Source organism: Citrobacter sp. GW821-FHT02E08 (assembly GCF_059421685.1).
Window position 1 is genome coordinate 217,968 of sequence record NZ_JBWKVL010000002.1, and the last position, 11,319, is coordinate 229,286.

Genomic DNA, 11,319 nt, shown 5'->3' on the forward strand with positions numbered 1-11,319 from the left:
ATTTTCTCACGGTTCAGCGCAGGCTAACCGTTTTGGCCGGGGTCACTGCGCCATAATCATTGACCGTCTGGAACGTCACGTTTCCCTGCGCGCCGCCAGGCAACAGGATCTGGGTGTCACTTTTCGGCGCCACCATGACGTTATCCACTTTTTGGCTTCCCACTTTCAGGTTGACCAGCGTGAGGTAATAGGCAGATGGGTTGGCGATTTTCAGGTGGTTGCCGCTACGGGAGAATTGCAGCAGACCTGGCGCTTCTTCTGAGATCTGCGGCAGATTGCCCGGGCGAACAAACAGCTTAATGCGCGACAAAATCGCCAGTTGCAGGACGTTCTTCCCTTCGAGATTGGTTTTATCCACCGACGGTATCGCTTTCACATTCATCCAGAACAGCGATTCGCGGTCAGTCGGCAGCGGTTGTCCGGCGTAGATGATACGCAGCGCGTTTTCACTTTTGGGTTCGCTGACAAAAAGAGGCGGCGTGACAACAAACGTTTTTTCTTTGACACCCGCGCTGTTCTCAACCCAGGAATTGACCAGATAACGTTCTTTGCTGTCGCTATTGCTAATGGCTAACGACGTTTGTTTCGCATCCGCCGGATAAATAACACGCGTCGCACCTAATGCGATGCCTCCCGCGGCCTGTGCGCTAAACGAGGAAATTAAGGCAATAAAAATAATAAGGCCTGATTTAATGAATGTAAGCATGGCAAAAAATACCTTTTGCGTTTTATTAGCGTCGCGGAAATAAATCAGGGGTAAACCAGCGTAAACCACACATCTGAATGAATACTTCCCGGCGTCATATTTTCCGAGATTGCCCGATAGCGAGCAGTGAAATGGAAAGTCATCTCTTGCGTTAAAATAGGGGCGTAATGGAGCGGCAAGGCGTTCGGTATAATTTGCCGTTGTTGCTCATCAAATAAGGCAAGGCCGATTCCGGATGCAGAACCGGCGTCGCTGCTGGCAAGGAATACCTGCGGGTCTTCCACTGGCGTTACGCCTGAAAACGCAATGCCGACGTGGTCATAAACATCTGAACTGCATGACGTTAAACGTAACGAGAAAGGCACACTGACAGGGGCGAAACTGCCGGGGCCCGCAAATGCATTCGTGCGGTATTGCCCCATTTGCACACGTAAATCCTCACTTTCCGAGGCGACCGTGCAGGCACCGTTCACCAGTTTTCCGCGCAAATGGAGACGTCCGCTCTCCAGTATTACCGTATGCGCACTGACAGACATCGCGCAGAGCACTCCCGCCAACGCCACGCCTTTCCTCATCATCAACCACATCCCTTATCATCCCCGGTGTTGCCTCATCCATTGAGGCACGCGTCATCCTTGCTCAAACCTGAACGCTTACTCGTACTTCATGATGAAGGTGGCATCAGCATTAGCCTGACCCGGCGTTGCGCTTGCTGCGGTGGCTTTATAGCGTGCAGAGAAACGCAGGGTGTTCGTGCCTTCTACCAGCGCCTGAGCCGTTGAGAACGTCGCGCCATCCGGCTTCAACGCAGACGATTTGCTGTCCAGAATTTCGATACCCACACCGCCTGCCGTTGTGCTGTTATCGGAGGAGGAAACCGCCAGCAGGGCATCGTTGCTCAGGTCGCTTTGACCGGAGAACGCAACCGCAGCGGTCGCCGCTACGCTGGGATCACAGTCATTCAGGACAATGCTGAACGGGATCTGTGCCGTGGTGTCACCCACTGCGGCAAAGCTGGCTGTACGGTACTGGCCCAGCGTCACTACCTGATCCGCAGACTGAGTGCTAACGGCACATGCCGCATTGACCAGTTCACCTTCAAAGTGAACGGTGCCGCCGCTGACGCTCACCGGATCTGCCGCAACAGCGGAGCCCGCAACGAGCATCAGGCCAGCAATAACAGAAGAGGTCATTAATTTAAGTTTCATGGGTTTCCCTTGCATTACACACATTCGGTTCCGGCTTCCTGCGGGATCCGTTTGAATCAATATCGACATAAAATGTCAGGCAAATTATCTCTGCATCCTGTAAAGATATATTCCGAAAGAGAATTAGCTAATCTTTCCTCCAACTCTCCTGAGTAGCAGATTCACTAATTAATCTTTACGAATATGACAATTCGTCACAGCGATAAATTAAACATTTCAATAAATGAAAAATACCCGCAAACCCTTTTATTGACCTAAGCCAATTCTTATTGGGATATAGGACCATTCCAGGATGTTTTTATATAAATAAGGGTTCTGGAGCAGATAACAGTCTGGTTTTTGGGGGATTCATTCGCAAAATGCCAGGGTGATGAATTGTTTCGACAAGGTTAAATTTAATTAGCCTGCGTACAAAAATGCACCGCCATTTCCCCTGAAACTGGGCCACAACGTGAAGGCCACACCGCCACGATCGCATCTAAATACGCAAACGAAAACTGACAGCGCGCCCCGCTTCTGACAAAATAGTCACATCCCCTTTGACTTAACGTAACAGATGGAATCTTCTCTCTGATGGTAGCAAAGATTATTGACGGTAAAACGATTGCGCAGCAGGTGCGCTCTGAGGTTGCTCAAAAAGTTCAGGCACGTTTAGCGGCCGGACTTCGCGCCCCAGGACTGGCTGTTGTGCTGGTAGGTAGCAACCCGGCTTCGCAAATTTATGTCGCAAGCAAGCGTAAAGCCTGTGATGAGGTGGGGTTCGTCTCCCGCTCTTATGACCTGCCTGAAACCACCAGCGAGGCGGAACTGCTTGAGCTTATCGATACGCTTAACGCAGACAACACCATCGACGGTATTCTGGTGCAACTGCCGTTACCGGCGGGCATCGACAACGTCAAAGTGCTCGAGCGCATCGCGCCAGACAAAGACGTGGATGGCTTTCATCCATACAACGTAGGTCGTTTGTGCCAGCGCGCGCCACGTCTGCGTCCGTGTACTCCGCGCGGTATTGTTACCCTGCTTGAGCGTTACAATATCGATACCTACGGGCTGAATGCCGTGGTGATTGGCGCCTCCAACATCGTCGGTCGCCCGATGAGCATGGAACTGCTGCTGGCAGGCTGCACCACCACCGTCACTCACCGCTTTACCAAAAACCTGCGTCATCACGTCGAAAATGCCGACCTGTTGATCGTGGCCGTCGGCAAACCCGGATTTATTCCCGGCGAGTGGATAAAAGAAGGCGCCATCGTAATCGATGTCGGCATTAACCGTCTGGAAAATGGTAAAGTTGTCGGCGACGTCGTCTTTGACGATGCGGCGGCACGTGCGTCATACATCACGCCAGTGCCGGGCGGAGTCGGTCCGATGACCGTCGCAACACTTATCGAAAACACGCTGCAGGCGTGTGTTGAATATCACGATCCACAAGGTAATTAATATGGCGAATTTTTCTTTAGGCAAGCATCCGCACGTGGAGCTGTGCGATTTGCTCAAACTGGAAGGCTGGTGTGAAAGCGGCGCCCAGGCGAAAATAGCCATTGCTGAAGGTTTAGTTAAGGTCGATGGCGCGGTGGAAACCCGTAAACGCTGCAAAATCGTCGCGGGACACACCGTGAGCTATGAAGGTCACAACATTAACGTCGTCGCGTGATCTCAGCTGCCGGATAACGGTTAACCCCTTATCCGGCCAGTTCCCCCATATTTCAGATAATTAACTTCATCGTCCCTTCACAGTAAACAGTAAACTGTTAGCATGTTGTTTTTCATACGAAGCGAACCTCATGCCAACCATTGTTACCCACGCCGCCGTTCCTCTTTGTCTTGGATTAGGCCTCGGCCTCAAGGTTATTCCCCCTCGCCTGCTGTTTGCCGGGATCGTGCTGGCGATGCTGCCCGATGCCGACGTACTGGCGTTTAAGTTTGGGATTGCCTACGGCAACGTATTTGGCCATCGTGGTTTTACCCACTCACTGTTATTTGCCTTTGTCATACCCTTTTTATGTGTACTGATCGGGCGACGATGGTTTAGGGCGGGGCTGGTTCGCTGTTGGCTGTTCCTGACGGTTTCACTGCTGTCGCACAGTTTGCTGGATTCAGTCACCTCCGGTGGAAAAGGCGTCGGCTGGTTGTGGCCGTGGTCTGACGAACGCTTCTTTGCCCCCTGGCAGGTGATCAAAGTCGCACCGTTTGCACTCTCACGCTATGCCACGCCGTACGGGCATCAGGTGATGCTGTCTGAGTTGATGTGGGTGTGGTTGCCGGGTGTGGTGGTGATGGGAATGTTGTGGTGGCGTAGACGTTAAAAAGCCGGGTGGCGGCTTCGCCTTACCCGGCCTACGAGCGGATCATACTTTGTAGGCCGGGCACGCATCAGCGCATCCGGCAATAGACGATTATTTACGACGCCAGGTGGTCCCTTGCGGGCCATCTTCCAGCACGATCCCCATCTCGTTCAGACGGTCACGCGCCGCATCTGCCGCCGCCCAGTCTTTCGCTTTACGGGCATCGAGACGCTGTTGAATCAACGCTTCAATCTCAGCAACTTCGCCATCGTCCGCCTGCGCGCCGCTTTGTAAGAACGCTTCTGGATCTTGTTCCAGCAGACCCAGCACGCCAGAGAGCTTACGCAGATGCGAGGCCATCGCGTTCGCCGCCGCCATATCTTCACCCTTCAGGCGATTCACTTCACGCGCCATATCAAACAATACCGAGTAGGCTTCCGGCGTGTTGAAATCGTCGTTCATCGCCTCAACAAAACGCGCTTCAAACGCTTCGCCACCCGCAGGAGCAACGGATTTGTCCGTTCCGCGCAGCGCAGTGTAAAGACGTTCCAGCGCCGAACGCGCCTGTTTCAGGTTCTCTTCGCTGTAGTTCAGCTGGCTACGATAGTGGCCGGACATCAGGAAGTAGCGAATGGTTTCGGCGTCGTAGTATTTCAGGACGTCGCGCACGGTGAAGAAATTGCCCAGGGATTTAGACATTTTCTCGCGGTCAATCATCACCATGCCGGAGTGCATCCAGTAGTTCACGTACTCGCCGTCATGCGCGCAGGTGGACTGGGCGATTTCGTTTTCATGGTGCGGGAACATCAGGTCAGAACCGCCGCCGTGAATATCAAAATGGTTGCCTAACTGTTTGCAGTTCATCGCCGAACATTCGATATGCCAGCCCGGACGCCCTGCGCCCCACGGTGACGGCCAGCTCGGCTCGCCCTCTTTGGACATCTTCCACAACACGAAATCCATCGGGTTGCGTTTCACGTCAACGACGTCCACACGAGCCCCGGCCTGGAGCTGGTCGAGATCCTGGCGTGACAGCAGGCCATAGTTCGGGTCCGTCGGGACATCAAACATCACATCGCCGTTATCTGCCACGTAGGCGTGACCTTTGGCAATCAACTGTTCAGTAATTTCAATGATTTCGTGGATATGGTGCGTTGCGCGCGGTTCGAGGTCCGGGCGCAAAATGTTCAACGCATCGAAATCGTTGTGCATCTCGGCAATCATGCGATCGACCAGCGCCACAAAGTTTTCGCCGTTTTCGTTGGCGCGTTTGATGATTTTGTCATCGATATCGGTAATGTTACGCACGTATTTCAGTTTGTAGCCGAGGAAACGCAGGTAGCGCGCCACCACATCGAAGGCAACAAATGTACGTCCGTGACCAATATGACAGAGATCGTAAACGGTAATACCACACACGTACATGCCGACTTCCCCGGCATGAATAGGCTTAAATTCCTCTTTCTGGCGCGTCAGTGTATTAAAGATTTTTAACATCGAAGATTCCGTATAGACGTGTGTGGATAATAAAGTCTGTATAATACCCATAATTCAGACTGGAATCAGCACACATTGCAAGATGATCCCGTCTTACGGTTATGCTATAACACCCCACTATCTGTGACCCAGCGTTGGGTCGAAGCACCACTATATCGGAACAGGATGCAAAAATGGTTACTTTCCACACTAATCACGGCGATATCGTAATCAAAACCTTTGATGACAAAGCGCCTGAAACAGTTAAAAACTTCCTGGACTACTGCCGCGAAGGTTTTTACAACAACACCATTTTCCACCGTGTCATTAACGGTTTTATGATTCAGGGCGGCGGTTTTGAACCGGGCATGAAGCAAAAAGACACCAAAGAGGCGATCAAAAACGAAGCCAACAACGGTCTGAAAAACACCCGTGGTACGCTGGCAATGGCGCGTACTCAGGCTCCGCACTCCGCAACTGCCCAGTTCTTTATTAACGTTGTCGACAACGACTTCCTGAACTTCTCTGCTGAAAGCATGCAGGGCTGGGGCTACTGCGTATTTGCTGAAGTCGTTGAAGGCATGGACGTTGTAGACAAAATTAAAGCGGTGTCCACCGGTCGCAGCGGCATGCATCAGGACGTACCAAAAGAAGACGTCATCGTCGAAAACGTGACCGTCAGCGAGTAATCGTGGCGACACTGTTTATTGCAGATCTTCACCTCTGCACAGAAGAACCGGCGATCACCGCCGGTTTTCTGCGTTTTTTAGCCGGTGAAGCGCGTCAGGCAGACGCACTGTACATTTTGGGCGATCTTTTCGAAGCCTGGATAGGCGACGACGATCCCAATCCCCTGCACCACGAAATAGCCGCGGCGATTAAAGCGGTGGTCGATTCCGGCGTGCCCTGTTTTTTCATTCACGGTAACCGCGACTTTCTGCTCGGAAAACGTTTTGCCCGTGAAAGCGGCATGACCCTGCTACCGCAGGAAAAGGTGCCTGACCTGTATGGCCGACGCGTGTTGATCATGCATGGCGATACCTTGTGTACCGACGATGTCGGTTACCAGGCGTTTCGCGCCAAAGTGCACAAACCCTGGCTGCAAACGCTGTTTCTTGCCCTGCCGCTGTTTATTCGTAGCCGCATTGCCGCCAAAATGCGGGCTGGCAGCAAATCCGCCAACAGCAGTAAATCACTGGAAATTATGGATGTTAATCAGCAGGCCGTGGTGGCTGAGATGGAAAAACATCAGGTTCAGTGGTTGGTTCACGGTCATACCCATCGCCCGGCGGTGCATGAACTCACTATTAACGGAAAACCTGCTTTTCGTGTCGTTTTAGGTGCCTGGCACCACGAAGGCTCGATGGTAAAAGTCACGCCAGACAACGTTGAACTGATCGCCTTCCCGTTTTAAATTCTCACAGCTATTCGCCGCAACTTTAACCGCGCAACCGTTTTCCTTGCCGGATTATCATGCTATTCTCTGTGGCCTCAAAAGCAGTGTGTCCCGCACCACAGGAGTTTTCAGACGCATGTCTTCCCGCAATAATCCGGCGCGTGTCGCCATCGTGATGGGGTCCAAAAGCGACTGGGCTACCATGCAGTTTGCCGCCGAAATCTTTGAAATCCTGAACGTTCCACACCACGTTGAAGTTATTTCCGCTCACCGCACCCCCGACAAATTGTTCAGCTTCGCCGAAAGCGCCGAAGAGAACGGTTATCAGGTGATTATTGCCGGTGCTGGCGGTGCCGCACATTTGCCGGGCATGATTGCGGCGAAGACGCTGGTGCCCGTGCTGGGCGTTCCGGTACAGAGCGCGGCGCTGAGCGGCGTTGACAGCCTCTACTCTATTGTTCAGATGCCACGCGGTATTCCGGTCGGTACACTGGCGATTGGCAAAGCGGGCGCGGCGAACGCAGCACTGCTGGCAGCACAAATTCTGGCGACCCATGACAGCGCGCTGCATCAGCGCTTGAATGACTGGCGTAAAGCGCAAACGGATGAGGTGCTGGAGAATCCAGATCCGCGGGGTGCGGCATGAAGCAGGTCTGCGTGCTGGGTAACGGACAGTTAGGGCGGATGCTGCGCCAGGCCGGTGAACCGTTAGGGATAGCCGTCTGGCCAGTGGGACTGGACGCCGAACCTGCCGCTGTTCCTTTTCAGCAAAGCGTAATTACCGCAGAAATTGAGCGCTGGCCAGAAACCGCGTTGACCCGCGAACTGGCGCGCCACCCGGCCTTTGTCAACCGCGATGTATTCCCAATTATCGCTGACCGACTCACGCAAAAGCAGCTTTTTGACAAACTCTCCCTTGCCACCGCACCGTGGCAACTGCTGGCCGGGAGCGACGAATGGCCGCACATTTTCGAACGCTTAGGCGAACTGGCGATTGTCAAACGCCGCGTCGGGGGTTATGACGGTCGCGGGCAGTGGCGCTTGCGCAATGATGAAACTGACCAACTCCCGAATGACTGCTACGGCGAGTGTATTGTCGAGCAGGGGATCAACTTCTCCGGGGAAGTGTCATTAGTTGGCGCACGCGGTCACGACGGCAGCACCGTATTTTATCCGCTGACGCACAACCTGCATCAGGACGGAATTCTGCGCACCAGCGTGGCGTTTCCGCAGGCTAACACCCGATTGCAGGAACAGGCGGAAGCCATGCTTTCCGCCATCATGCAGGAGTTGGGTTACGTTGGCGTGATGGCGATGGAGTGCTTTATCACCTCAGAAGGGCTGTTGATCAACGAACTGGCCCCGCGCGTGCATAACAGCGGGCACTGGACGCAAAACGGCGCCAGCATCAGTCAGTTTGAGCTGCACCTGCGCGCCATCACGGGACTGCCATTACCGACACCGGTGGTGAACAGCCCATCGGTGATGGTGAATTTGATTGGCAGTCCTTTGAATTATGACTGGCTGAAACTGCCGTTAGTGCATCTGCACTGGTACGACAAAGAGGTTCGCCCGGGGCGTAAGGTGGGTCACCTGAACCTGACCGACAGCGACACCGCGCGCCTTAACGCCACGCTGGAGGCACTGGCGCCATTACTGCCGCCAGACTACGCCAGCGGCATCATTTGGGCGCAAAGTAAGCTCATATAACCCAGAAAAATGCCGGGAAATAGAACTTATCCTTTCCCGGCCCCTCTCTCAGCGCGTAAAATCCTGCCCATTGCTGTTTTGTTTTATCAGGATCTCCCATGAACGATGGAACGGATTATCGCGCGATCCTCACCGCCGACACGCCTTTAATCGATGTACGCGCCCCAGGCGAATTCACCCAGGGCGCCATGCCCGCAGCCATTAACCTGCCCTTGATGAATGATGAAGAGCGCGCCGCCGTCGGCACCTGCTACAAGCGCCAGGGACCAGAGGCCGCACTCAAGCTTGGTCATCAACTGGTGTCCGGCGAACTTCGCCAACAGCGGCTGGATGGCTGGCGAGAAGCGTGTCAACAACGGCCCACCGGCTATCTTTGCTGCGCGCGCGGCGGCCAACGCTCGCACATTGTTCAGCAATGGCTGCGTGAGTCAGGTATTGACTACCCGCTGATCAAGGGCGGCTATAAAGCGTTACGCCAGTCTGCCATCCGCCTCACCGTAGAACTGGTGCAAAAGCCCATCGTCTTAATTGGCGGCTGTACCGGCAGCGGCAAGACGCAACTGGTACAACAGCAGCCCAACGGTATCGATCTCGAAGGGCTGGCGCACCATCGCGGCTCCTCATTTGGCCGTACGCTGTTGCCGCAACTCAGTCAGGCCAGTTTTGAAAACCTGCTGGCAAGTGAGTTGCTCAAGGTCGATGCGCGCCAGACGCCGCGTTTATGGGTGCTGGAGGACGAAGGCCGGATGATTGGCTCGAACCATCTGCCGGAATGCTTGCGCGAGCGTATGGCACAGGCGGTCATTGCGGTGGTTAACGATCCCTTTGAATTGCGTCTGGAACGGCTGCGTGAAGAGTATTTCGTGCGTATGCATCATGACTTTACTCACGCGTACGGCGAAGAGCACGGTTGGCAGGAATACAGCGAATATTTGCACCACGGGCTGTCAGCCATTCAGCGTCGGCTGGGTCTGCAACGATTTAAAGAATTGACCACCGCGCTCGATATTGCCCTGGCTGAACAGCAGAGCACCGGCAGCACCGAGGCGCATTTCAGTTGGCTGGTTCCGCTGCTGGAAGAGTATTACGACCCGATGTATCGCTATCAGCTCGAAAAGAAAGCAGAGAAAATTGTTTTTCGCGGCACGTTTGATGACGTCGGAGAGTGGCTAAGCCACTAAAAAAATGCCGGATGGCAGCAATTGCCTCATCCGGCATATATTTTGTAGGCCCGGTAAGCGTAGCGCCACCGGGCACAGTGTCAGACTTAGAAGTCGTAACGCAGACGCACCAGGTTCATATCACCCAGATCGTCGGTGCTGGAGGTAAAGACGTGTTCGTAATCAACACGGAAACCATAATCCAGCTGGAAGCTGATCCCCACACCGTTGTCGGTGCGCAGATAATCACGACCATTCACGTATTCAATACGATCGCCCATAAAGTAAGGCTGGATGGATTTCACCGCATACTGGCCAATCGGGAATGTATAGCCCGCAAAGTATTCCAGACCCCACGCATCACCGGCAAAGTAATCATTAACAGACACTTTTTTGGTGGTCATGAAGTTCTGATACCAGCCGCCACCCATGGAGAAGGTCCAGTTGTCAGGCGTCCAGCTAAATGCTGTACCGACGATGTTCTGGTCGTAGGTTTTGCTGTCGTTGCCACGCATCTCCGCACGGGTGTAGTTCCACGCCGTACCCCAGGTCAGATCGTCTGTGATGTGATAATCCACACCCAGAGAGCCGCCGCCTTTACGTTTGTATTTCAGGCCATTGTTCGGGTTGTAGTCGTCGCTGAACAGATAAGACGCGTAGAGATCAACATCCCCCACCGCTTTCTTATATTTCAGAGATTTACGGGTGCGGTACGAACCATCGTAGTCGCCGTTAATCCCGTTACCCGGTGCCTGACCGATCATGTCATAGTCCCAGATATCGGTTTTCGCCCCGACCACATCATAGTAAATGCTGTTCTGTTGACCGAAGGTCAGCGTACCCCAGGTATCACTTTTCAGACCGGTGTATAACATACGACGGGTCGTGTCGTTGGCACCATCCGCGTAGTGGTTGTCCCAGTTGAACATCGCCGGGAAGTTCACGCCCAGCTCGTAGTAGCTGACCCAGCTAATGTCATCAAACAGGTAGTAATCGGCGGCGAAACGGAAACGTGTACCGCCGTCAAACCCATTACGCTTATACCCATTTGCACCATCATCGCCAGCCATATTCTGGAACTGCGGACGAATACTCCCGCCGACGGTGAAGTTGAGACGGCTCAGAGGATTACCCGCCTGAGGATCCTGTTTCAGAACCGTGATTTCCGCCTGAGAGGCGAAAGACGTCAATGCCACTGCTGCGCCGATCGATGCCGCCAGCGCTGTTGTTTTTATATTCATCATTGTTCCTTGATAGATTTACCCTGAAAAATTCACGCGATTGGCTGACGCACACGCGTCACCAGGCGACATGAGTTCTGACGGGGATAGCCTGCTAATTATTCATCAAGTGAATATTAACTTTTATTGATACTGCT

Annotated in this window: 13 protein-coding genes; 8 read left to right on the forward strand and 5 right to left on the reverse strand. The window is 53.5% G+C overall.

Translation table 11 applies throughout. The features are described 5' to 3' along the window. Nucleotides 1-13: 13 nt before the first annotated feature. The 3 genes from fimC to fimA form a co-directional block, all read right to left on the reverse strand. On the reverse strand, nt 14-706 hold the full coding sequence (fimC, locus tag AC07UY_RS03320; protein ID WP_494700744.1) for a type 1 fimbria chaperone FimC: 693 nt from the start codon (nt 704-706) through the stop codon (nt 14-16). Nucleotides 707-750: 44 nt separating this feature from the next. After that, nucleotides 751-1,284: a type 1 fimbrial protein subunit FimI gene (fimI, locus tag AC07UY_RS03325; RefSeq protein WP_203358597.1), complete on the reverse strand. Its 534-nt coding sequence runs from the start codon at nt 1,282-1,284 to the stop codon at nt 751-753. Between the two features lie 75 nt (nt 1,285-1,359). Beyond that, on the reverse strand, nt 1,360-1,914 hold the full coding sequence (fimA, locus tag AC07UY_RS03330) for a type 1 fimbrial major subunit FimA (protein WP_203358598.1): 555 nt from the start codon (nt 1,912-1,914) through the stop codon (nt 1,360-1,362). A gap of 573 nt (nt 1,915-2,487) precedes the next feature. On the opposite strand from fimA, the gene folD reads away from it, so the two are divergent. From folD to AC07UY_RS03345, 3 genes are all read left to right on the forward strand, one after another. Further along, nucleotides 2,488-3,354, forward strand: coding sequence for a bifunctional methylenetetrahydrofolate dehydrogenase/methenyltetrahydrofolate cyclohydrolase FolD (folD, locus tag AC07UY_RS03335; RefSeq protein WP_203358599.1), 867 nt, complete (start codon nt 2,488-2,490; stop codon nt 3,352-3,354). Nucleotide 3,355: 1 nt separating this feature from the next. Beyond that, nucleotides 3,356-3,568, forward strand: a complete 213-nt coding sequence (gene ybcJ, locus AC07UY_RS03340) for a ribosome-associated protein YbcJ (RefSeq protein WP_494659279.1) — start codon at nt 3,356-3,358, stop codon at nt 3,566-3,568. Nucleotides 3,569-3,698: 130 nt separating this feature from the next. After that, on the forward strand, nt 3,699-4,220 hold the full coding sequence (locus AC07UY_RS03345) for a metal-dependent hydrolase (protein ID WP_494659278.1): 522 nt from the start codon (nt 3,699-3,701) through the stop codon (nt 4,218-4,220). 90 nt (nt 4,221-4,310) lie between these two features. On the opposite strand, the gene cysS is transcribed toward AC07UY_RS03345, so the two are convergent. Further along, nucleotides 4,311-5,696: a cysteine--tRNA ligase gene (gene cysS, locus AC07UY_RS03350; protein ID WP_494659277.1), complete on the reverse strand. Its 1,386-nt coding sequence runs from the start codon at nt 5,694-5,696 to the stop codon at nt 4,311-4,313. Between the two features lie 173 nt (nt 5,697-5,869). Here cysS and ppiB point away from each other — a divergent pair, with 173 nt between their 5' ends. From ppiB to mnmH, 5 genes are all read left to right on the forward strand, one after another. After that, on the forward strand, nt 5,870-6,364 hold the full coding sequence (ppiB, locus tag AC07UY_RS03355; RefSeq protein WP_203358602.1) for a peptidylprolyl isomerase B: 495 nt from the start codon (nt 5,870-5,872) through the stop codon (nt 6,362-6,364). 2 nt (nt 6,365-6,366) lie between these two features. After that, the gene (lpxH, locus tag AC07UY_RS03360; RefSeq protein WP_494659276.1) at nt 6,367-7,089 is read left to right on the forward strand and encodes a UDP-2,3-diacylglucosamine diphosphatase; all 723 of its coding nucleotides are present in this window, start codon (nt 6,367-6,369) and stop codon (nt 7,087-7,089) included. Between the two features lie 118 nt (nt 7,090-7,207). Further along, the gene (gene purE / locus AC07UY_RS03365) at nt 7,208-7,717 is read left to right on the forward strand and encodes a 5-(carboxyamino)imidazole ribonucleotide mutase (protein ID WP_203358604.1); all 510 of its coding nucleotides are present in this window, start codon (nt 7,208-7,210) and stop codon (nt 7,715-7,717) included. Next, on the forward strand, nt 7,714-8,781 hold the full coding sequence (purK, locus tag AC07UY_RS03370; protein ID WP_301696598.1) for a 5-(carboxyamino)imidazole ribonucleotide synthase: 1,068 nt from the start codon (nt 7,714-7,716) through the stop codon (nt 8,779-8,781). The genes purE and purK overlap by 4 nt, the downstream gene beginning before the upstream one ends. 98 nt (nt 8,782-8,879) lie before the next feature. Next, nucleotides 8,880-9,962 (forward strand): tRNA 2-selenouridine(34) synthase MnmH, encoded by a 1,083-nt coding sequence (gene mnmH, locus AC07UY_RS03375; protein ID WP_494700743.1) that lies wholly within the window; start codon nt 8,880-8,882, stop codon nt 9,960-9,962. Between the two features lie 86 nt (nt 9,963-10,048). Here mnmH and AC07UY_RS03380 read toward each other — a convergent pair whose 3' ends face one another. Continuing rightward, complete coding sequence (locus tag AC07UY_RS03380) at nt 10,049-11,182, reverse strand: porin (protein WP_494659547.1); 1,134 nt, start codon at nt 11,180-11,182, stop codon at nt 10,049-10,051. Between the last annotated feature and the right edge of the window lie 137 nt (nt 11,183-11,319).